At 45.4% G+C, this 21,561-nt stretch carries 20 protein-coding genes and 1 pseudogene; 10 read left to right on the forward strand and 11 right to left on the reverse strand.

What is annotated here, in order from left to right; genetic code table 11:
- A pseudogene (locus tag QUA62_RS27055) lies at positions 1 to 259 on the reverse strand (IS4 family transposase); the annotation flags it as partial.
- A 56-nt stretch (positions 260 to 315) separates the two neighbouring features.
- On the opposite strand from QUA62_RS27055, the gene QUA62_RS27060 reads away from it, so the two are divergent.
- Positions 316 to 1,581, forward strand: a complete 1,266-nt coding sequence (locus QUA62_RS27060; protein ID WP_333407931.1) for an IS4 family transposase — start codon at positions 316 to 318, stop codon at positions 1,579 to 1,581.
- A 1,359-nt stretch (positions 1,582 to 2,940) separates the two neighbouring features.
- Here QUA62_RS27060 and QUA62_RS27065 read toward each other — a convergent pair.
- The 6 genes from QUA62_RS27065 to QUA62_RS27090 form a co-directional block, all read right to left on the reverse strand.
- Complete coding sequence (locus tag QUA62_RS27065; RefSeq protein ID WP_333407934.1) at positions 2,941 to 3,093, reverse strand: hypothetical protein; 153 nt, start codon at positions 3,091 to 3,093, stop codon at positions 2,941 to 2,943.
- Between the two features lie 332 nt (positions 3,094 to 3,425).
- The gene (locus QUA62_RS27070) at positions 3,426 to 6,734 is read right to left on the reverse strand and encodes an AAA family ATPase (RefSeq protein WP_333407936.1); all 3,309 of its coding nucleotides are present in this window, start codon (positions 6,732 to 6,734) and stop codon (positions 3,426 to 3,428) included.
- Positions 6,734 to 7,024: a hypothetical protein gene (locus tag QUA62_RS27075; protein WP_333407938.1), complete on the reverse strand. Its 291-nt coding sequence runs from the start codon at positions 7,022 to 7,024 to the stop codon at positions 6,734 to 6,736. Before QUA62_RS27075 ends, QUA62_RS27070 begins: the two co-directional genes overlap by 1 nt.
- A gap of 120 nt (positions 7,025 to 7,144) precedes the next feature.
- Positions 7,145 to 7,372, reverse strand: coding sequence for a hypothetical protein (locus tag QUA62_RS27080; RefSeq protein ID WP_333407940.1), 228 nt, complete (start codon positions 7,370 to 7,372; stop codon positions 7,145 to 7,147).
- Positions 7,373 to 7,814: 442 nt separating this feature from the next.
- Positions 7,815 to 8,450, reverse strand: a complete 636-nt coding sequence (locus QUA62_RS27085; protein ID WP_333407942.1) for a Uma2 family endonuclease — start codon at positions 8,448 to 8,450, stop codon at positions 7,815 to 7,817.
- Between the two features lie 58 nt (positions 8,451 to 8,508).
- Positions 8,509 to 8,763, reverse strand: coding sequence for a ribbon-helix-helix domain-containing protein (locus QUA62_RS27090; protein ID WP_333407944.1), 255 nt, complete (start codon positions 8,761 to 8,763; stop codon positions 8,509 to 8,511).
- A 236-nt stretch (positions 8,764 to 8,999) separates the two neighbouring features.
- Between QUA62_RS27090 and QUA62_RS27095 the strand changes: the two genes are divergently transcribed.
- On the forward strand, positions 9,000 to 9,281 hold the full coding sequence (locus QUA62_RS27095) for a hypothetical protein (RefSeq protein WP_333407946.1): 282 nt from the start codon (positions 9,000 to 9,002) through the stop codon (positions 9,279 to 9,281).
- 118 nt (positions 9,282 to 9,399) lie between these two features.
- On the opposite strand, the gene QUA62_RS27100 is transcribed toward QUA62_RS27095, so the two are convergent.
- The 4 genes from QUA62_RS27100 to QUA62_RS27115 all read right to left on the reverse strand — a co-directional run bounded on the left by QUA62_RS27100 (position 9,400) and on the right by QUA62_RS27115 (position 10,948).
- Complete coding sequence (locus QUA62_RS27100; RefSeq protein ID WP_333407948.1) at positions 9,400 to 9,684, reverse strand: hypothetical protein; 285 nt, start codon at positions 9,682 to 9,684, stop codon at positions 9,400 to 9,402.
- A gap of 166 nt (positions 9,685 to 9,850) precedes the next feature.
- Positions 9,851 to 10,081, reverse strand: coding sequence for a hypothetical protein (locus QUA62_RS27105; RefSeq protein WP_333407950.1), 231 nt, complete (start codon positions 10,079 to 10,081; stop codon positions 9,851 to 9,853).
- Positions 10,065 to 10,397 carry a hypothetical protein gene (locus QUA62_RS27110; protein WP_333407951.1) on the reverse strand — a complete coding sequence of 111 codons (333 nt, stop codon included), beginning with the start codon at positions 10,395 to 10,397 and terminating at the stop codon, positions 10,065 to 10,067. Before QUA62_RS27110 ends, QUA62_RS27105 begins: the two co-directional genes overlap by 17 nt.
- A 212-nt stretch (positions 10,398 to 10,609) precedes the next feature.
- A complete protein-coding gene (locus QUA62_RS27115) occupies positions 10,610 to 10,948 on the reverse strand; it encodes a hypothetical protein (protein WP_333407952.1) in 339 nt (112 codons plus the stop codon).
- 244 nt (positions 10,949 to 11,192) lie between these two features.
- Here QUA62_RS27115 and QUA62_RS27120 point away from each other — a divergent pair, with 244 nt between their 5' ends.
- From QUA62_RS27120 to QUA62_RS27155, 8 genes are all read left to right on the forward strand, one after another.
- Positions 11,193 to 11,351, forward strand: coding sequence for a hypothetical protein (locus QUA62_RS27120; RefSeq protein WP_333407953.1), 159 nt, complete (start codon positions 11,193 to 11,195; stop codon positions 11,349 to 11,351).
- Between the two features lie 78 nt (positions 11,352 to 11,429).
- Positions 11,430 to 11,780 (forward strand): hypothetical protein, encoded by a 351-nt coding sequence (locus QUA62_RS27125; protein WP_333407954.1) that lies wholly within the window; start codon positions 11,430 to 11,432, stop codon positions 11,778 to 11,780.
- A 217-nt stretch (positions 11,781 to 11,997) separates the two neighbouring features.
- Positions 11,998 to 12,840: a hypothetical protein gene (locus QUA62_RS27130; RefSeq protein WP_333407955.1), complete on the forward strand. Its 843-nt coding sequence runs from the start codon at positions 11,998 to 12,000 to the stop codon at positions 12,838 to 12,840.
- A gap of 25 nt (positions 12,841 to 12,865) precedes the next feature.
- Entirely contained in the window at positions 12,866 to 13,855 is a 990-nt protein-coding gene (locus QUA62_RS27135) for a tyrosine-type recombinase/integrase (protein ID WP_333407956.1), read from the forward strand.
- A 260-nt stretch (positions 13,856 to 14,115) separates the two neighbouring features.
- Positions 14,116 to 14,331, forward strand: coding sequence for a hypothetical protein (locus QUA62_RS27140; protein WP_333259194.1), 216 nt, complete (start codon positions 14,116 to 14,118; stop codon positions 14,329 to 14,331).
- Positions 14,328 to 14,810, forward strand: coding sequence for a hypothetical protein (locus QUA62_RS27145; protein ID WP_333407957.1), 483 nt, complete (start codon positions 14,328 to 14,330; stop codon positions 14,808 to 14,810). Before QUA62_RS27140 ends, QUA62_RS27145 begins: the two co-directional genes overlap by 4 nt.
- 1,513 nt (positions 14,811 to 16,323) lie before the next feature.
- Positions 16,324 to 20,427: a S8/S53 family peptidase gene (locus QUA62_RS27150; RefSeq protein WP_333407958.1), complete on the forward strand. Its 4,104-nt coding sequence runs from the start codon at positions 16,324 to 16,326 to the stop codon at positions 20,425 to 20,427.
- 57 nt (positions 20,428 to 20,484) lie between these two features.
- Positions 20,485 to 21,339 carry a peptidyl-prolyl cis-trans isomerase gene (locus tag QUA62_RS27155; protein WP_333407959.1) on the forward strand — a complete coding sequence of 285 codons (855 nt, stop codon included), beginning with the start codon at positions 20,485 to 20,487 and terminating at the stop codon, positions 21,337 to 21,339.
- Positions 21,340 to 21,561: the final 222 nt, after the last annotated feature.

Here is a 21,561-nt window from a genome sequence, read left to right on the forward strand (position 1 = left end):
CTAGATAATTAACCCACTTTTCTCCATCTAATCCAACACCAAATGTACTCCGTCTGCGATATTTTTTCTTGGGTTCTGTGCGACGAGATACATATTCTTGTACCTGCTTTTTCTTCAGTTCATTACCTTGAAATATTGCTGAACTGTACGTTAGTGTCATGAGCAGAATCATGTTAATAAGTCGGTTCCCTTTGAGGCTTGTTCCTTCAAGATCGTAGCCTCCTGTTTTACAGTCTCGGAACATTTCTTCAATGCCCATTCGCTGCTTATAAGCCAATACGGTTCAGTTAAGGCTTAAATAGTGGTAAATTAGGTATGGTGTTCAAAAAAGGAGAGCAAGTAAGGTGCATCTCAAAGAATTCTCACTTTTTATCTCCCAAAATCCCAAGTAAGGAGATATTCAAGGCCATAGAGATAGCAATTCCAGCCAGTGCAATTGAACAAGCTATTGCGAAAACAAATGTTGAAGAAAAACGTCAGCGCGCCCTACCAGCACAACTGGTAGTGTGCCTGGTAATTGCCATGAGTCTGTGGTCGAAAGATTCAATGCGGGATGTCTTAAAAAATTTAATTGATGGTCTTAATGAAGCATGGGTAAAAATTGGTAAATATTGGCGGTTTCCCTGTAAATCAGCAATTACTCAAGCCAGACAAAGATTAGGAGCAGGCGTGATGAGACAGTTGTTTCATTCATTAGTGCGACCAATGGCTACAGTTGAAACAGTAGGAGCTTTTATCAACGAACTCAGGGTCGTAGTGATAGATGGAACCTGCTTAGATATTCCAGATAGTGATGAAAATGCCCGAGTTTTTGGTCGTCCGGGAAGTCGTCCAGGTACAAGAGCAGCGTTCCCGAAAGCTAGATTAGTTATTTTATTAGAGGCAGGAACACATTTAATATTTGATGCCTTAATGTGTCCATATAAAACAGGAGAAAGAGTAAGAGCGTTAAAGTTGTTACGCTCAGTAACGCCGGGAATGCTATTGATGTGGGATAGAGGGTTACATTCTTATGCGATGGTAGAAGCCGCAGTCAGCAAAGGTTGTGAGTATTTGGGGCGAATTCCATGCAACGTTAAATTCTTAAACGAGACACAATTAGAAGATGGTTCATATGTGAGTTGGGTAAACCCATCAAGCAAATTAAGAAAAAAAGGATTTAAGCCAATACAGGTAAGAGTAATTGAGTACACCATTGAGCATTCCGAACGCCCAGAAGCACAAATTAGATATCGTTTAATTACGAGCTTGTTGGAGGCTAAAAAATTTCCAGCGCACCTATTGGCTTGTGAATATCATCAACGTTGGGAAGTCGAGAATACGATTGATGAAATGAAAGTACATTTATTAGGACGAAAAACTCATATTCGTTCTCAAAAGCCAAAGAAGGTGGTACAAGAAATTTATGGTTTACTACTAGGACATTGGGCTGTACGGTTATTAATTTTTCAAGCAGCAAGCAGTGCAGGTGTTTCACCATTGCGTCTTTCTTTTAGTGGAACATTACGAGTTATTCGTCGTGTTCTGCCAAAATTCCAGCGGTTACAACCACAGGAACTTCCCTTTTTTTTAATTGGTTAACTTGGGAGATTCTCGATCAAGTTCTACCTAAAAGGGTTCAGAGAAACAACCCCAGAGTCGTGAAAAAACCTGTTTCAAAGTTTCGGTCTAAACAAGTTAAACACAGAGGTACTGGAATCATAATGACTCCTCCTGTTTTTATTGTTTTAAGCACTGCATAGCCTTAACTGAACCGTATTGATTGTGATGGTTCTGAATGCACTCGGCTTGATCCTGCTCGCTACCGCGTTGAAAAATATTCCAGACCAATGGAGTAACACAGTTGAGAGTGGGATAATAATGACTGTAAACAGAGAAAATATTGGGCTACGGCTGGCTGGCAAGATGAAGCTAGCCGATATCACTTTCTTGTTGTGGCTAGACGCTCGGACGTATTAATTAGGCATTGAGCCGACATACGCCACAAAGTCCCTGTTTTTCGTGTCCATAGAATGTCATTTCACGATGCCCCCATCTACCCGCCCTGGCTGCGTTCATCATCGCCGTGATTTCGGACTCTAGTCAATATTCCTGGTTACGAACTTCAGAAGATTTCTTGTTATTATTCGACTCTCTAGCTTTTAGAAGTTGAGCGTCTTTTTGAAACAACGGTGCAGTAGGCATCTTAGAAACCAAATGAGCCCCAACCCAGCACAACAGATTTATCTATAATATTTATCCATAATTTTTGAATTTGAGATCAGAAAACGCGCTCGTATAACTTTCCCTCAACGGGTTAAGACAGAAAAACCCGGACTGCCACCATATAGGCTATCCGGGCTTGAGTATACACCAAGCATAAAGATAGAACGGCACGGGCAGGCCAAGATATTCACGCAAGAGGAAATCGAGCTTTTGTTCAACGAAGCTTTGCAAACCTCACGCGATCGGGCGATGAGGTCTATAAGTCAAGAAAAATCACAATAAGTCAAGAAAAATCAACCTAAACCAAGAAATCAAAATAAGTCAAGAAAATCAGAATAAGTCAAGAAAATCAGAATAAGTCAAGAAGAGTCAACCTAAACCAAGATAAAGCGCGGTTTATCTACTGGTAAACCGAAAATAAACTAGCTCGTGATCGAGCTATCGCATCAAGTCGATCGCCCGTTTTGCAGGCTCGCGTCACGGATTTTAGATTTTGGATTTTGGAGTTTGGATTTTGAATTGGGAATAATCTTAATCGAACCCAGTCCCAGATTTGCTGGGGAGTTGCGGGCAACCGGACTTAAAAATCAAAATAAGCGCAATTTCCTACCAACTACCGGGGATTAATCAAGGCCGATCGGCTATGAGTTTTCATGAGTTTTCATAAATTTTTATGTGCTTTCATCAGTTTTCCAATATACAAAATTATGCAATTTCATGCAAAATTATGTCTTTTCATGATGTCCCCTGAAAACTCATAAGCCGCTCAAACCGAGCAAATTCTGCCGCCCCGACTATCGCCAGAACATCCGCTGAGGTAAGCTTGCTCGCGTCGATCGCCTCCACAAAAACCGCCACAACAGCAAGAGCAATGTGAGCAATCGGCACAGCCGAATATCGGGTAAAAATCAAGCGCCTTGATACCTAAGATTCCCCATTCATAAGGGTGCATTGTTTTTGCTTCTGCACGAATTAGTCAGAGTTTGTGATCACAAAAACATTGCTTGCTACCGAGAAAGAACAACTATAACCAGTCCCAACAGGTCAAGACACGAACAGCACAAAAAGGCAGTAATTTGGCAGGAAATTGCAGACGGAAAGCAGGATATTTTCAGGTAAATACAGGTTGCAGCCCCTGCAAATACCTGTATCTCACTGATTTTGTACAGCAAACGCCTGATTTTATACGGCACTTGCCTGACTTGAGGGCACACAAAAAATCAGCTAATTTTTTTGGTGGCGGCTTCGATCGACGGTGCGGGGAGGTCAGTAAAATATTTTGGGCAACGCGCGACCAATTCCTGAAACTCTAGGAAGTGCCGATCGCCCACAACCACCACCACATCCGCCGTTACCAATTCGCCAGCGTCGATCGCCTCGTTCAAATCTCCATTAATGGCTGAAGCTACAGCCGGTGACTGGTAGCCGATGGCCTCCTCAATGCGCTTGGCAAACTCGCGGGCGGCGGGCGGTGGCGCTAGTAATTCCTGAAACTCCTGGCGTTCAGTTTCGGTCGGTGGCTCCGGTTCTGATGCTAGTTCCGATGTGGCCGGCTCTGATTGGGCTTTTTTGTACAGCTTGCCAACTCTTTTAAGTTCTGTGTCCGGGAGTTGACTTTTTATTTGGTTTTTAAGCTCCGCATTACCATTCCACACGGCTTCAACCTCAGCCCAAGTTTTTGCAGCTTTTACTTTTTCGACTAGCAGGGTGATCGGTGGCGGTGGTTCTGCTACCGACTCTGGCGGCGCGACTGTTGGCGCTGTTGGCTGAGCTTCCGGTTCCGAGGGGACGATGGGAATTTGGTGTGACAGTTCCACATTTTTTTCTGTGACAGTTTCTGTATCAGAAGTGCATTTTACCCCCTCCCCCCCCTGTGACAGTGGGAGGTTGCTGACTATCCGGTTAATGCTTTTGGCAAAGGGAGTTTCAGCGATTTTATAACTGTCACACTCTGAATTTTTGCTAACTATCTGCTGACTATTCTGCTGACTATTTTCTAATCCATACATTGCATGGCTTTCAAAAGAATAGTTAGCAACTGGTACTGTGGGTGTGGGGGGGGGAGGGGGTAGTGAAATTTTTCTAGCAACTGTCACAGTGTCAATTATCTCGGTTGCTTCAAAATTGGGCAGAAAGTAGAGGTTAAATCGTTTGTCGCCGGGGGCGGGTTTGCTGCTTATTAGCCGTTTGTTCTCCATCCGCCCCAGCTCGCTGTAAATTGAGCCACGCTGTTCGCGAGTAACGCCCAACAATTCCATAATTTCAGGGCCAGAAAGCGGTTTTTGTGAGTTTGCTTGCAAGACATTAAGGATTCTGTCTCGGTGAGTTTGCTGTTGCGCTGCCTCTTCCTCATCCATTCCAACTTCGCTTATGAAATCCCATGAATTGTTCTCGGTGTTGAATTCGATATTTAGTGTTGTCCCTTCAGAATCTCGGTTTGTTGCGGTAAAAATCCGTTTTGGACACTTGGGGTCGTGAATGAGTTTTTTCTTGTTATTGGGGTCTGGTTTAGGAATTCGATCGAGCATCCAAGTTCCCCAGCAAGCACCCACTATCGCCGTTGATCCTCGGGCCCGCTCAACTCCGATTGCGTCGTTGCCTTTGTTGGCGTGGTGTACCAAAATGCCGGCCACGCGGTAGCGAGATAGCATATCGTTCAGCGCAATGATGTTGTCGGCAAACTCGGCGCTATTCTCGCTAATTTCCTTGCCAGCGGTAATTTTCTTAAGGGAATCTATTACTACCAAGTCAGGGCGAAAATTCTCCAACTCTGCCTCTAGCACTGCCATTTGGTCAATATTCCAGCGAGGAATGACGTGTAGGTTTGCTGTGTCTTGTTTGCGGAATCCCCGTTTTGTTAGCTCTTGTTTGAGTGATTGGCTGGATGCGTCAGGCGTAATTAAGAGCACTCTGCCTTGTTTGGTTCTTTGCCCCAAAAAGCGAGATTCTCCTGTAGCTACTGAAAACGCTAAATCAATCGCCAGTTTGCTTTTGCCGACTTTTGGCAACGCACACAACAGCACTGTTTCACCAACTGGAAGCAAACCAGAAACGAGCCAGTCCATTGCTTCCGACTCAGAATCAAACAACTCCTCAAGAGTCAGAACTTGCACTGTTGGCGCTTGTGTCCGCTGTTTCATTGCGGCCATTGCTTCCTTGATTGTCCCCGCACCCATACTGTATTTAGGAGCCAGTAGGGCGATTTGGCGGCACCGCTCTACTGGGTCTTCCATTTGAAGTAAGGCAAGAAGTTCGAGCCTGAATCGCTCTGCGTCCATATCTCGTTTTAGGGGCTTGATAATCTTGTTCTCCCAAGCATAATCGCCCATTCCTGCCTTCTGCCGCACTTCTTCAAGTTTGATATTGGTGGTGAGCTCGTCACGTTCCGATCGCAGTATTTCCCGCGCTTGCTCTGCTGCGTCCCGCATAGAAAGCTTAGTGTTGATTGATGGCTTGTTGCTCGATCGCTTGCTGCGGTCTTTATCTCCAAATTCCTGCCAGTACCAGCTTTTTATGCAGTTTTCTACAGCATCAGGAGATGCTTTATCAATGCTTGCTGATGGGTTTGAACCTTCTGCTGATTTCCAGATTTGGTTCCATTCCTTCTCATCCCATCCGCCACCAGATGAGCAGCGCCGACAAGCCTCAATGAAAAGGGTGTAAGCGTCGTCGCTGGTGGCTTGCCCCAGTTTCGCAAAATCGTTAGCAGTCCCGATCAAGTCTCTGGCGAGGCTGGTCATTGAAGTATTGCGCTGGGTTGAAACGCCTTGCAAGAATCCCTTGTTTGTCTTGCCCAGGGCACATAATAGCGGCACTGGCATCGGTACTGGCAGCTTCACATTTTCGTAGCAATCAGGCTTCTCCGGTACGGAAAATACTTGCGCTTGCGGTTTTGGCTGAAAAAGTGTCGCTTCTGGTTTTGTTGGTGTTGGGATGATCGTCCTCAGTTCATCGTATGTGTAGCGCTTGCCGGAGTTGTTCATAATCAATGATTGATTACCGCTTGAGTGCCATGCCCCCGCTAAGCGCATCACCCGGCTGGGATTTTTGATCGAGCGATCGGCGTCAGCAAACTCAAGTAACTCGGCTTGAAGTGGTAGCCATTTTTCGATAGCAATGGGTGTGACAAAAATCCAATACGAATGAATGGATTTACCCCCGGTATCAATTTGTAAGGATGGCTCTGGCAATCCTAAGCCTTTCCACAATTCAATCTGAGCAGCCTTGTCTAGGTTGTCGTGTTCGTAAAATATGGCGCGTCCGGTGCTAACATCGTCGTTTTTGTGTCCGCCGCCATTTACCACAAAATAAATTCCCCGGCCGTCCGCTTGAAAGTTGGTAGCCTGTGTGATTAATTGGTCAAGGCTGGTTGATTCTGCCTTCCGGCCCTTGTCTTCGGCTTTGCGTGGATCTGTATCGGGGAAGAAGGCCCGCAGAAAAACTTTGTCGCCTCCTTTGTAACCCAATGCTGCCAAATGCTGCCGGGCTTGCTTGCGGTCGATATGTCGTATGGATTGTGTCGTACTCATTACACCGCACCCCCGATCGCTTCAAAGGTGGGTGCGGAAACTTCTCTAAACTTGGTCAAGATTTTATTAGACTTGCTCAAACCTTGCCTAAAATTACCTAAACCTGGTAAAATTGAGTTACAGCCTAGGTTTGAAGACTTTTTAACTCTATGGGTAGTGTCAGAATTCTGTGAACGTGCGATCGAACCGCTACAGCTAGGAAGCGAGCTAGCACGAAGGCTACCCAGCAAGGTAGCACCAACCGTCACGCCGCCAATGGGGCGCGTGTTTCTTGAAACCAGGTGTGACATAATATTGGAATAAGCCGCCCTTTATTGCGGTGTGATTCCTAACTTTGTCTGTACAAAAGCTTGGCGGTTTTTCGAGACAAAGTTAGGGTGTATTAAAAATCGTAAAAAGCGCTGGAAGTGTTACGCTGCCAGCGCTTTTTCGTTATGTTCGTGTGAATTAGTGCCGTTCTCTCCGTTTTCTGCTAGCAACTGGCAATGTTTTTCGGCGTGCCGAATGTAAAGTTTTAAAGCTTCATTGATAAAGCCAGAGCGAGACTGGGAAAAATATTCGGCATAGGTATCGCAGTTGGCGACAACTTCTGGTTGCAGCCAAACTGCAACTTGTACTTTGTTTTCCGAATAGAGCATACGGTTTGCCTTAATAATCGATCAGCAAGTAAATAGATTCTAGCACCTGAAAGTCAGTTGCGATCGAACTCTGTATTTTGTCGTAAAACAGGTGCAAACCTTACTGGCTCGATCGCCCAAGAACTTTAAAAAGTTCTTGCATAAACAGTTTAGGTGTGTTAAAAGCACGAATCAAATATTAGCATTCGCAAACGCAAAAATGGTTCGAGAATTTGAGTAAAAGTACGGGACGCTCGATGGTAGAGGAGCAATTTCGGCTTATTTACCACTTTACGCAAAGTGGTATATTTTATGCAAAAAAAACGGCAGCTTGAACCATTAAAAACAAGTAAATTCAAATAAAACTCAAGTAAATTCAAGCCGATCGCCTGTAACTCCCCACCTCCCCACACCGCCGATCTCCTGCACCGCCACAAATCCCCAAGGGCGATCAGCCCAGTCTCTAGCTCGGTTCGGTTGGTGGCAAGCCGGCGCGAAAAATCTGTTCGGCTGTCAACCTCAATTCTGGGAACGCTAGAGACTCAACTCGGTCATCTCCCCGAAACTGGCTGATTTGATACTCGCCGTCAACCAACTGGTAAACCGAGATAGTAGGTTGTTTCGGATTGCCAATGAAGCGCCTGCCGCCCAAAGCAGCATAATCCACAACCCAATATTCCGAGATACCTAATATTTCGTACTCAGCTACTTTAACCAAGTAATCATCTTGCCAATTAGTGCTAACGACCTCTACAGCCAGTCGTACAGAAGCGCCCATCGTGATAATGGATTCTTTTTTCCAGCGTGGTTCACTTTCGAGCGCGGGTAAATCTAGGACGATGACATCTGGGCAATAGCCAGACTTGTCACTGACAGACTTAACTGTGTACTCTCTCGGCACTAGGTAGGGCAGTTGTTGCTGCCGAATTTCTAAATACACTTCGCCGGAAATAAACCCGGCTACAGCCGAATGGTCGCCAGTTCCTTTGGACATTTCGACAATAACTCCGTTATGTAATTCGTATTTATTAACTGAGTTTTCTGGATACCAAGCGACGAACTCATCAAATGTGACTGTCTTGGTTTGGGTTTGGATCATGGTTGCCTGTTTCCTTTGCTAGACATTTGCTAGATACTTGCTAAATACTTGCTAGACATCAACTAGCACCTTTACTTGCCTTACCCCCCTTAGCTTTCGCTGCTGTTGCTGGCTTTGCTGCGGTTGGCTGTGGGCCGTCGGTGCGATCGGACAGGCGATCGGTAGAACTAGAGCGTTCTTCATAAGCCTGTCGAATCAACATTTCTACCAAATTTGACAAAGTGCGACTTTCAGATCGCGCCCATTCTTCTAGATCGTCCTTAAGGTTTGGTTCGCAAGTGAACGTAACCTTGGCTTTTTTAGTAACTCCCATAAGCTCCGAAGATATCAGATATCTTTAGTAAACCTCACAAGCTATCCTCATAACCAAATTTCAGAAGAATTTATAAGTTATTTTATAGCTTCTGAAGCTATATACCAATATAACACTCATGGACGCAATAGAGCCAATTCAGGCCATAAAACAGCTTCAAGTGTACTCCCGCGCGGTTGCTCAAAAACTGGCTCGAAAATCGTCTCAAACTCTTACCCCATAAGGGAACCCGAACCATGATAATTGCATATACCCACACCATTGGTGGCGGAATTCAGCCACCTAGAGCCGTAATACGTCCAGTGCTTGCGGTAGACCCAGGCAATCGTTTTACAAAATGGATCGACTGTCAGACAGTCCGCTCAATCCCGTCTTACGTCAAGGAATTGTCTGACTGGGAGGAAGGCGGCGCCGACGGTCAAAGCTACGAAATCGGATTCGAGGGCCGCCGTTACGCAAGTCGGACGCTTGGCACAGTTGATGGGTGGCTCTCCGGCTTTCGAGTCTGGCAAAGCTGACTTGGCTCATCTGCTGATTCTCCCCGCGCTTGCTGGCGACTACCCACAACCAAGCGTTACAGCTAGCCATATAACCGAGCGCTACGTTGCCAGAAGTGATTTGACAGCGTAGCGCAACCTAATCAGTGGTAACTAATAACCAATAACCAATCACAAAACACAAAACATGAGTACGCTCGATTCTGTCTTTTTTTATAGGAGTTTTTTCTGTCTGGTCGATCGCCAGGGCCAGTGGCAAATTTTCTGCACAACTTATGGATATCTCGTGACAGGAGATGGAATCCCAAAAAACGCCAAGGACAAAGTTGATGAATTGCTTGACTTGCGCGCGGCCGGTGAAGCCTTTCGCCAAAACTCCTAGAGCCGCTATACTGCGGGTATGGGGCAAAAGGATGAAAACCAATTGCCAATTACCAATTACCAATACCCAAACAAAAAACCCGACCTTATGCCGGGTTTTTTTGTTTCGGGGCGATCGGGCGATCGGATAGCTAACGAGCGAAAAAAACCCGGTATTTACCGGGGAAAGTTCCTAATATCCTGGGATGTGTCGTCTCAGAACTTCTTGATTATCCAGGAAGATAGGAATCCTTACTTTGATAGCTCTCATCACGGTAGTAATCCTCATTAGGGTTAAGCTGATGAGAAATTGTAGGGAATGCTTCAATCCCTAATTGCTTAAGGTACATAGCATCGTGCAGCTTGAAATAAGCACTTCTATCGCCCGCTGCCCAGAGTGCCATCAATTGCGCTCTCTGGGCTTCATCCTCAATCCAAGTAAAATCAAATTTCCTCATCACTCCCAAGAATTTCTAAGATTGTCTCAACATCTGCGAGCGTTGTGGTTGATTTTTTTCGCTCGGCTTTCAACTGGTTGAGCAAGTCGGCGGCCTCTGGTAATCCCAGTTCTGTCGCTGGTTGCTGTGTGTTAGCAGAGGCTGGATTCTGTTCGGCTCCATTATCCAATTGTTTTTGCAGACTTTCTCGCTCTACCCTTTCTTCTGCAAGGCGCGATTGCAATACTCGCAGGTCTTCGCGAAGATTGTTGATTACTAAGGCACTTGATTCTTGGAGCTTGGCAAAGTCGGCGTCGGTTTCCTTCGGTTCTTGCTGCAAGTTTCGTATGTCAGTCTGTAATCGCTGGTTTTCATCGCGAAGCGCCCCTACTTTCCATTCAAGATTATCCCTTTCCCCCTCCAATTCCGTGAAAGCGTCCCTCCACCTTTGATTATTAGTTTTAGCCTCTTCAAATTCCTGTGTGGTTATTGCTAGTTGTTCTTGTTTTTGCGCGAGTTGTTGCCTAAGAGATTCGCTGTCGTTGTTTTCTCTTAGGCGACTGACTCCCCCACCAGTTCACTCAATTCTGCCAGCGCTGTTTGTAATCGTTCTGTCTTACGCTCAACAATTTCTGTAATACGCGCTTCTAACAGGCTGTCTGACAAATTTTGTCTTACTTCAGACGGGTGTTGTCTGACTTCTGCGGGTGCGGGTAAGACAACAGATCCATCAGATAGCGCCTCGATGCCCGCCCGCATAATGTCGATCAAAGTCTTAGAGCGATCGCACCCGTGTTTAGTATTCGCCGCCGGATAACGCTCTTTCCCTAGATTGTCGATCGCCTCCAACATTTCATCTGGACAGCGAAAAGTTAACGATGTCGAAGCCATTGTCTTACCTCGGTCATATATGTATGACAGTATTGTATAACATCAGTCGCTGTTTGTATGACATATAAGCAAAATCTGTCATACGGTTATTTGTCATACACCCTACTTATGTCTAACAAATTAGTCTTACAAACGCTTGACATCTGTCTAACGGCTGGCTATTATGTAAGACACTAAAGTAAGACACCTCGAACAAACCCATATACGGCAAGCACTACAGCCACATCACACCACAGGAAAAACCATGCAATTACTCGCCGCCAAATTCAACCAAATCGCTTCAGCAATCGAAACGACTAACGCCCAGATTGCAGCCTTACAAACCAAGCTCAGCGAACTCCAAGAACACCAACAGCAACTACAATCAGTCGAGCAAGCTTGCCAGTCCGCTCTCCCAAGTTGACACGGCGCTGATGATGTTGCACCACGTCGATCCGTCTCAAGTCGATACATTCAAAGATGCACTGGTAGTCAAGTTTGCTTGCCACCGACGCGATCGGCATTCTTGAGCCAGCCGACACTGCACCGACGCAGCCGATCGAGCCGGAACCGACTGCACCCACAGCACCGTTCGCACCAGTCGCGCCAAATACTGACAAGCGTAATTGATGTCGAAGTCACCACGGATACACCTGCCGCCGATGAGCTGATCGAGCCAGCGGTCAAAACAGCAGCAGCAAACATCGAAACGCTACTCAACAAAATGTCACTCGCTGACATTCGTAAGCTTGCTAAAGCCAAAGGAGCGGACGCGCGGGGCAACCGGGTTAACATCGCTGCGAGGTTAAAGAAAATCGTCACAGAGTCCGATATCTGGGATGCCACCGCCTAACCCAGATTTACAACTAAGGCAAGAGTGTAAGACCATAACCTAACTCGGTCTTACACTTGCCTTACGTTTATCTTATTTTGTCTAACTATTTGTCTTACTACCTCTTGACGTTAGTCTTACTTTGCATAATGTAAGACTAACAGGTAAGACAAGTAAAAACCACCGCCTCAAGTTTGGACACAGAGGGCGGTGGATTAGCCCCAAAGGTAGGACGGACATGATTTTAACCGAAACTGCTACAGCCACAACGATCGACGATTCCGCCCCCGCCACGTTCACCTGTGCTCAATGTCCATTCTCAAGACAAATCGAAGACAACAGATACTGCTGCTCCGTTAGTCAAACCGCCTCTGATGTAAAGAGAGGGCATTGGACAGCCACGGTGTCTTGTTTTGAAGCACTTGCTAAAGCGGAAGCCGAGGTCGAGAAAGCTGCCGTCCCAGACGTCGCCGAAGTCGAAACGCCGATAGCCCACACCGACGCAACCGAAGAATATCCAATCGCCACAGAAACAATCGCACCCGCAGCCACTAAAACGGAAACAGCCACACCAGTTGCTATCGGGACAAACGACGAGCAGCCACCGAATCGAGGTGATAATGGGCGCGGCCGCGTGCAACCAGTGCCAGTTAAGAAAGTTTCGACTGTTCCGATTTCAGGCAACAATCGCTTAGAACCAGTCTCCGCCAAGAAATTGATGCTCTCGTTAGTCTCGGTCAAGCGCATCACATCAGATGTGCCAGCCCATAACTTTGATGAGAACGAGCTCGAAATCGCTGGGGAGCTGAGTCTCGCGATCGGTGGGTTCATAATTCCCCCCGTGGTGGTGCGCGACAGTAGCGGGTACAAAATTGTTAGCGGACATTTTCAGTTTCACGCCTCCGTGCTGGCACGGCGACTCAACCTAGCGGGCCGGCGAGAACATTCCGGTCTTGATTCTGGAATCAGAAAATCAAGCGACAGCTTTGGCGCAACAAGCGATACTAAAACACAGAGCTGCTTAGACACCACAGCCCCGTCCACCTTGGGCGGGCGCATTTTTACCCCCATGCCATCGTAAATTCGGTTTATCAATAGCAAAAATCATGAAAGCAGAACTGTCGATCGCCCGCCTTGAAGCTTCCCTCGATGCCAAAATTGAGAGATATTTCGACACTTTAGATACTGACCCTGACGTGCTCAAACAATTACTCGCCGAGAAGCGCTCCGAAAATACCCGCCGCGCCTACGAGCGTGATGTCAATGACTTTTTGGTAACTATGACAGGGACGCCCGCCGTGCCTGATAACGTTTTGGAGTTTTTGCATCTTGAGGAACGTCAAGCGGTGTCGGTGGTGTTGAAGTACAAAGCTAAGCTGATCGACAAGGGACTTAAGGAAGCGACTGTTAATCGACGGCTGGCGGCTGTCAAAAGTCTGGTGGAAATGGGCCGTAAGCTCGGTGCGTGCCATTACAGTTTGGAGGATATCAAGGGGGAGAAAATTGTCGGCTACCGAGATACAACCGGGGTTGACCGACCAACTTTTGAGCGAATTTTGCAGCAGTGCGATCTGACAACACTAGCCGGGAAGCGTGATTATGCTTTGTTGCGCTTGCTGTGGGGTAATGCTTTGCGTCGCAACGAAATCAGCCAGTTGAGTGTTTGTGACTTTGACCCGGCCGGTAAGACTTTGCGAATTCTTGGCAAGGGACGGGGTACGCAAGCTGAGATGATCGATTTGGGTGGTGCGACAGTGCAGGCGATCGCCGATTGGTTGGAGGAAAGGGGAAGTTTCTCGCACGATAGCCCGCTTTTTATAGCACTTGACTCCGCTCACAGCGGGCACAGACTTAGCGGTGATGGTATCTGCAAGATGGTTGTCCGTCACAGCGAAAAGGCTGGTATTAAAAAACAGATGTCCCCTCACCGCATCCGACACTCAGCTATCACGGCGGCACTGGACGCAACAGACGGGGATGTGCGGAAGGTTCAGAAACTCAGCAGGCACAGGAATTTAAATACGCTCATGATATATGACGATAACCGGGGGCGCGACCAGCAAGACGTTACCGAAATGCTTGATGGGATGTTTTGAATGTTTTTACTGGCTTGGATCAGTAATTCGTTGATTAGGGGCGTGTTTTTGCCTGCCCTCAATGTCTCTAATTTTGTGGCGATGACGCTGTAACGCATGAGGGAAAAGGAATTGGAGTTTACAAATAGGGTGTTGTTGGACTGGAATTCATTCAAGTGGTATCGACGTACAATCAGCCGCCGAGGCGGTGAAACTCATTAAACAAGCTCAATCAGTAAGACAAGGCCCGCCCCAAGCAGTGATGTTTCGCTTGCCGTGCGGTGAAGGGCACAAAGCTCAAAACCGAAGCAATGGAGTTGTTGGGAAAACTTACACCCACCATTAAAGTGATCAAACCAGTCATTCACCAAAAACAAGTGATTGCTGATTCTTCGGGTCAAGCAGCTACGGTGTGGGATTTGGGCGGTCAACCTGCCTCATATTCTGGCAAAGAGTACAGCCGACTGTTTAAGGAAATCATGGGAGTGTTGAAATGAGTACCAAGAAACGCAAACCGCTGGGCAGTGCGATGGAAGAGTTTGTTTTCGGTACAAAGGAAGCTGCATCGCCAACACCACCAGAACTTGTATCGTCAGCACCAACGCCCACAGCATCGCTAACACCAGAAGCTGCATTGCCCGCAACACCACCACCGGAAATTGCATTGCCAGTCGCTACACCACCGAAGCCGGAAGCCTCTGCACCACAACCAGTTTCCATCCAATCAAAGGAGCCTAGCCTTATGAGTAAACTGCAAGCACCGGATAAAGAAGCCACGGTCAGGTTTACCGTGGATATGTCCGAAACTCTGCACCGTAAACTGTCGATGTTAGCCACAAAGACGGGGCGCAAGAAAGTGGACCAGAGTGCGGATGTTACTGGAGGATGGGTTGAAAGAAGAGGCTTAGGGGTAAGGATTCTCTTGATATTGTGCGATCGCTGTACTCCGAGGGTGGCGATCGCTTTTTCATGCTAACGGGACTTAACCAACAAGTTTTCAGGCAAAACAAAGCTTTCCTTAATCTTTGAGAGGTAGGGCCTTCAGGTTATTTTATCCCCTTTGACGTATTTTCTTTGTCTAGCAAGGGTTTTAACGCTATTAACTGTGAAAATTTGTTTAAGTCCCACTAGCAAAAGGAAAAGTTAGGAAATTAGAGAAATCAGGCTACTAAGAGACAAGCTGTGATCTAGCGTGCAACTATTTTTTTGTCGATATTAACCTAAGCTGAGCTCGATAGATTATGCAAGATCCGACTTTTCCGACTTTACGATCCGACTTTTCCGACTTACAAAGGCGGGGGAGAAGAAATCTTATAGAGATAAGATGCGTCTCAAAAGCTGTGGAAGTAATTAATAGACTTTTATAGCTCTTGAACGATACAGTTATAATCAGGGTTTAACGCTAGAAAAGGGGCTTCTACTTAATTACTGACCTATTCACAGTGGCCGCGATCACACGTCGAGCGTGAAATTACGGCTATTGTTTAGCTCGTAATTTACAGAATAGTGCGTACATCATTTTTATATCAGTAAATCCCCTATGGACGGAGAGATATAAGGATGTACTAATTATCTCAAGAACTATTTGCTCTCGAAGTGAATGTAAATTGGGGCATTTCTTCTCAACCTATTTCTAAGTTACTCAGGCCCAAACCAGGAAATGTTGAATTTTTGCCTTCCATGACGTTTTCTTTACACAAGTTTTATTGATTTCCCTTGACAGGCATCTCTCTAAAGAATTAAGCTAAGTATGTCTAGAGATAGATGACCAATAAACAAACTGAGGAATAAAGGTTGCAAAAAGATTAAATTGAGTCTATAGAGGGTAGTAGCTCGAAAAATCCGAGTATTACTGCTCCCAAGGTATTCAACAGCGGACGTATGGATGCAATAGCAGCGTCCGGCAAGAAATTTCCTACTGAGCCAACTTTTTGAAAGGTGCTTAAAGAAATCGGAGAAGAGCGGGTGCAGTTAGCGGTCTTCCAAGTCAAAGCGAGCGCTCCACCCACACAAAGGCAATATAGCGCGTCTAAATAAATTGTGTGATTTTTTCTAGGAACAATCCCCCGTTTGGTTGTCCTGCTCACTCCGAGATAGGTACTCTTAACACTACCCCTATCTATTTAGATAAGAGTGTTGCAACAAATAAATGATCCAAAATCAAGCAGAGTTACAAAAGATTTCAACAAACCATTTTTTCAAGCTTGGTAAACAACGTAAGTTTCTGTACGACTGCTTATTTACCCCCTTCAACAGCCAACGCCTTTCCTCATGGAAAAGCCTGACAACAATCGCGCTTGCCTCGACGGCGCAGTGCCGGGACGGTTTCACGATCGGGTGCGATCGCGAAAAGTAAAAGCGTTCGTGCTCTGATCAACTATGTAGCGCCTGCTCCCCGGCTCCGCCTTGCCGACGCGATCGCAATCTTAGGTTGTGCCACTTGCGTAAGTCCTGTACAAAATTTGATTAAACGGAGAGTGAATTTGTCAATGGATATCAATTTATCAGCAGTAAATAATCCTTTGGTTAATGTTTCTGAAAACCCGCTTAATCACTTAAACTGGCTTTTACCTGATTCCCCTTTTCCTATGCTGTCGCAAGTTGGCAGTCAGATGATGATGCCGCAGCAAGGAGATTTATTAAATTTTTCTCCGTCATCAGAGGGTTTTGCTGGGGGTATAGAAACTTCTTTAAAGGCTTCTAGAGATTGGTCTGAGCGAGTGGCTAAGGGTGCTGATCCTTTGATTGGGATTATTGATTCTGGCTTTAGTGCTTTTCATCCCGATCTGAACTATGACAATTTGATTTTGGGTAGCGATCGCATCGACAATGATCGTAATCCCCTCTCCTCAGTAGCGAGTGAGAGTGAACATGGAACAAGTATTTTAGGAATTATCGGTGCAACTCGAAACAACAATCTGGGGATTGATGGAATTAATGATCGAGCTAAGATTTGGTTAAGTCGAGCGATCGGTAGTGGAAAATGGGCAGATTCGCTGATCGAATTTGTAGATCAAGCCAAAGCACTTGGTCAGAAAAATGCCGTTATCAACCTCAGTTTCGATTTAACCCAAATTAATCCTGATGGTAGCATTACACCTCGTACTCAACTAACCTCAGCAGAATTAGCCGCTTTAGATTATGCCCGACGCAATCAAGTAATTATCGTAGCTGCGGCAGGAAATAGCGGGCTTGAGCAAATGTCCGCTTTAGGACAAGCTTCACGGTTATTTGACAATATCATTACCGTCGGGGCTGCTGATGGCTACGGACGGGCGAATTATTCAAATTACGGTCAATCTCTCGATATTCTCGCCCCTGGCGGAACAATCGAAAATCCTGTTTTCTCCCTGAGTACCCTTAATAGTGATGGGATTACTGAGGTTTCAGGGACATCCATCGCCACTGCTAAAGTTACAGGGGCGATTTCGCTGATTTGGGAAGCTAAACCCGATCTGAATTATGGTCAAGTCCTTGATATTATTAAGCATAGTGCTAAGGATATTGGTAAGTCAGGATGGGATGCGGAAAGCGGTTTCGGGCTACTCGATACCCAGACAGCACTGGATTTAGGCAGAAGAATCACGCCTACGCTTCGCGACTTTGTTAGCGATACGGGAAGTCGATCGCTGATCCTGGAAACAGAAAGATGGTATGGGAACGATGGAGCGCTCGCCAGTGAGCAAGCAAGCAATTTCTTCAAGAAAGTTGTTAACAAAGTTGTTGATGTTTTTAACCCGTTGGCAGAAGCGGAAAAACAACTCAGTGGATGGATTAATTCAGGCAAAAAGGAGGTAGAAAAAAAATTAGGGAATCTAACCGCCCTAGTTCGTAATTCGGGAATTAGCGGATTAAAGAATGAAATTAGCGGGTACACGGGGCGGCTAAATGGCGCTCGTGGTCAATTAGATAATTTATTTAATGATGTCTTTAGTTCGCCGATCGCTACTTTAAAATCTAATGTCTCCGGGTTGGTTCGGCAAATACCATCTCTTCCATCAGTCGATAGCTTGCTGCCAAATGTCAATACCTTAAGTGCGAATCTGCAATCAAGTAGCGATAAATTTAACAAGCAGTTCGCGGAAATAGGGAAATCAGTAGAGAGTTTCGTTAGAAATTTTGACTTTCAAGCTGGCGATGTCTTCTCTGGAAAAACCTCATCAATTGCAGATGGCTACAAACAGATTGCTGCTCTTGATAAACAAATTCTCTCTTTAGGCGATCGCTTGACTGCCGAAATATCGGGTATTCTCCAATCTTCTGTGGGCTTACCAACTCGAATCCTGCAACCGCTCCGGGCTACCGTCGATAGCTTGACGAGTTCGGCAAACAGGATTTTAAATCAGTTCGATTTAAACGGTTTGTGGAATACGGCGAATAGTCGGGTCAGAGGGATTTTTAACCAGGTAAACGGCGCGATCTCTGGCATCAACAACCGAGCGAACGGTTTGATTGATTCGGTGACAAGATCGATAGATGGCGCGGGAGGAAATGCTACTAAAGCCATAACTTCCCTAGCCAATAGCATTTTACCGAATTGGGTTCCTTCTTCGATTCGGAATAAATTCCTCAGTGGGATCGACGATCCGATCGCTCCGGCTATTAAGGCAGCAAAAAATTTACTATCGAATGAATTTACTAATTTTGCGAGAGGTAGCTGGAATTCGATAGCAGGTCAATTAACTTCCCTCGATCGCTCTTTATCCGGTTACGTCAATAGCGCGTTTAATACCGCTAAAAACTCCTTGCCAACGTTGACCGACTTTAACAGCGCCAGTTCGAGACTTAATTCTCTAGAAACAACCGCTAATAGCCGCGTGTCAAGCATCATCGGGGATTTGGGACGACGCTTTTCCCCAACCTCGGTTATTGATGCTTTTAAAAACACAGTACAAAAGTCGTATTCAACTTTGGATCAGAAAATTTCTGATGGTTTCTCAAAATTTGAAGCGACGGTGACAGATAAAGCCAAATCGATCTGGCAAGATACTCAAAATGTTGCCCAACAACTCGATAAAGAGGTATTGGGTATTGAGCAGTCATTGAAAGATATTGATGCTATCTTGAAAAATCCGGGAAGTATCGACGATATCACCCGTCGTCGTTACCAGGATCTCAAGAACAAATACGAATCTGCCAAGGCTTTCGTCAACGATAAGTTAATTGATCCCGTTGTCAAGGAAGCCTTAGGAATTTTAGACAAAGGGCCCAATTTGATCGCCCTGGGATTAAAACCCCTTAGTACCTCAAGCCTGAATTTAGAGCAGCTCTGGAAAGAAAAATGGAGTCCGATGATCGAAAATATCCTCGGTAGCGTTGATAATTCCTATGCTAAATTGGGGGGTGCGATTATCAATGTTCTAGAAGGAGAGTACACAAAAGCCTGGGGCGATCTCAAGCAATCCTTTAAAAGTAGTTCCCTTGGTCAAATCGTTGAGGCAGGAAAATTAGCTATTAAGGGCAAATGGGAAGATGCAGGGGAAACAGTTTTAGGAGCATTCGGTTTCTCAGTGGATTTTCTAAAAAATCAGTCTCAACGGTTTCTCTCCTCTAATGCTGTCACCAGTACTGCGGCTCAAGCTCTCAAGACCACCGGAATCAGTATGAAAACAGCACAAGCCGCTCTTGATGGGATCGGGGGAGTGGATAAATATAGCGATGATGACCAAATTCAAGCAGTTTTGAACATTATCGGTCACTATAATATTCCGATAGTGAGTTATGTTGCCAAAGCTGCTAACCTGGCTTACGACCTCGCCAGAGCGGGTAAAGATTTCGCGTCTAACGTCGAGACAGGAACAAAGCGGTTGATTTCCGGTGTACTTTCCCTCGTAAAAGTGCAGAATGCTTCCGATTGGATTGACGCAGCCTTTTCCCTTAAAGATGCACTACAGGCCAAAGAAGTGAATAAAGATCCAGATCCTTTCTACGTCAACGCGATGGGTTCTGTACTAGAAGCGATCGATGTGCGTAATGGGAAAAACTGGGTTGAGGGAGCTTACGATCTCTTCAATGCAAAGGGCGATAAAAGTAAATTCGCTGGTGCTGCTGCTAACATTATCATCGCCGCCGTAGATATCGATAAAAATAAACAGCAGGATGTGAAAGTTTGGGCTACTGATATCTGGAAAGTGATCGATGATCCGAAGAGTAGCGCAGGTTTCATCGAGCAATATTTACAGGGTGAGGCGAAAAACCGCCTGAAAACTTTTTCCGGACTGAAAGACGCTCAAGTCGATACCCTTGTAGCTCTTGTTAAAGATGTCTGGAAAGAAAACTACGAGGATGCTCTAGGGAAAGGTTTCGAGCTTGCGGGCTTTGGTCAGCAAGGTATGGCTTTAGTTGGCGCATTCAAAAAGCTACAAGAGAAAAAATATACTGATGCGATCGTGCAACTGGTAGGTGCGGTTGATTCTCGTGGAGCGGCGCAATTTGTGCAGATTGGTGATGCGATTAGCAAAATCAATAAGACCTTAGACTTTGACGAATCGAAGCAAAACGCCCTGGTTGCCATTCTCAACGCAGTTGGTAGTAATAATCCAAACCTTGAGAAACAAAAAGCATTCAAAGCCTTCGCTCAAGCCAAAGCTTAATTTACTCTCTGGGGGATTTTCCCCCACATTTCTAATTAATTTTACTCGGAAAAAATTATGGACAATATTCCTTTTGCACCCTTAGAAGGTACAAATCAATCTGTATTTCCTTTCCCTGAATTGGATCGTTCTGTGCAATCTGTGGATAGTGGTTTACTAGAAATTGATGGTGAAATTATTTCCATCGAACGAGGATTAGCCTATCTAAAAAATTCAGGAGAACTACCCAAATTTCTATTGGAAATTACTAGACAATATTTGCTTGAGAAAGAAGTTAGAGAACGGGCGATTGCAGAACCCAGTTTAGAGGTATTAGAGCAGTTTATTCTAGAATTGCGAATGCAACAGGGATTGACAACTATCGATAAATTTCAAACTTGGTTGACGAGCCAGGGCTTAACTTATCATGACTTCCGAGAGAAAATGAAATTTCTTATCCAAATAGAAACTTGTAAAACAAATATCACCGAACCCCAACTAGAAAGTTATTTCTTAGAACAGCGAAAAAACTTAGAAAAGCTAGTTTTATCTCGTATCGTTGTTGATAGCTCTCAAGTCGCACAGGATTTAAAAGATAAATTGGAAAAGGGTTCCGTTGATTTCCTTCAACTAGCAAAAGAATACTCGATAGTCGATGACGCAGTAATTGGGGGAGCATTAGGGTCAGTCTCTCGCGGGGATTTACCCAAAGAAATTGCGCTATCCCTAGAAAATTGTACAGCAGGGCAGATTATGGGTCCATTAGTGATCGAGACTCGGTATTGTTTATTAAAAGTCGAGGAAATTATCCCGGCTCAATTAGATAATTCTCTCAAACAAGCATTAGAAATAGAATTATTTAATCAGTGGCTAAAAAAACGCATTCAATCGGCAAATCTTCAAGTATTATTGTCTGAAAACAAACCACAATAAGTAGGGCTTGCAAACGCTTCCGATAGTCCCTGGGGGGGTGACCAAGAGGTCTACGAAATAGACTGTATAAGGGTTGCAGCCCGCATACCTTGTTGATAAAAGCGGCGTTGAGAAGGAGTTAACTTCATTAACTGTTCCACCTCCAAAGAATATTGTTCTAGATAATTAACCCACTTTTCTCCATCTAATCCAACACCAAATGTACTCCGTCTGCGATATTTT

Origin of the sequence: Microcoleus sp. MON1_C1, from assembly GCF_036701945.1 — a bacterium.
GTDB lineage: Bacteria > Cyanobacteriota > Cyanobacteriia > Cyanobacteriales > Microcoleaceae > Microcoleus.

Coding starts and splice junctions, on each gene's coding strand:
- QUA62_RS27155 (WP_333407959.1), top strand. CDS start 20,485: ATGGACAATATTCCTTTTGCACCCTTAGAAGGTACAAATCAATCTGTA.
- QUA62_RS27135 (WP_333407956.1), top strand. CDS start 12,866: ATGAAAGCAGAACTGTCGATCGCCCGCCTTGAAGCTTCCCTCGATGCC.
- QUA62_RS27060 (WP_333407931.1), top strand. CDS start 316: ATGGTGTTCAAAAAAGGAGAGCAAGTAAGGTGCATCTCAAAGAATTCT.
- QUA62_RS27090 (WP_333407944.1), bottom strand. CDS start 8,763: ATGGGAGTTACTAAAAAAGCCAAGGTTACGTTCACTTGCGAACCAAAC.
- QUA62_RS27150 (WP_333407958.1), top strand. CDS start 16,324: ATGGATATCAATTTATCAGCAGTAAATAATCCTTTGGTTAATGTTTCT.
- QUA62_RS27115 (WP_333407952.1), bottom strand. CDS start 10,948: ATGGCTTCGACATCGTTAACTTTTCGCTGTCCAGATGAAATGTTGGAG.
- QUA62_RS27085 (WP_333407942.1), bottom strand. CDS start 8,450: ATGATCCAAACCCAAACCAAGACAGTCACATTTGATGAGTTCGTCGCT.
- QUA62_RS27120 (WP_333407953.1), top strand. CDS start 11,193: ATGCAATTACTCGCCGCCAAATTCAACCAAATCGCTTCAGCAATCGAA.
- QUA62_RS27075 (WP_333407938.1), bottom strand. CDS start 7,024: ATGTCACACCTGGTTTCAAGAAACACGCGCCCCATTGGCGGCGTGACG.
- QUA62_RS27130 (WP_333407955.1), top strand. CDS start 11,998: ATGATTTTAACCGAAACTGCTACAGCCACAACGATCGACGATTCCGCC.
- QUA62_RS27070 (WP_333407936.1), bottom strand. CDS start 6,734: ATGAGTACGACACAATCCATACGACATATCGACCGCAAGCAAGCCCGG.
- QUA62_RS27095 (WP_333407946.1), top strand. CDS start 9,000: ATGATAATTGCATATACCCACACCATTGGTGGCGGAATTCAGCCACCT.
- QUA62_RS27080 (WP_333407940.1), bottom strand. CDS start 7,372: ATGCTCTATTCGGAAAACAAAGTACAAGTTGCAGTTTGGCTGCAACCA.
- QUA62_RS27145 (WP_333407957.1), top strand. CDS start 14,328: ATGAGTACCAAGAAACGCAAACCGCTGGGCAGTGCGATGGAAGAGTTT.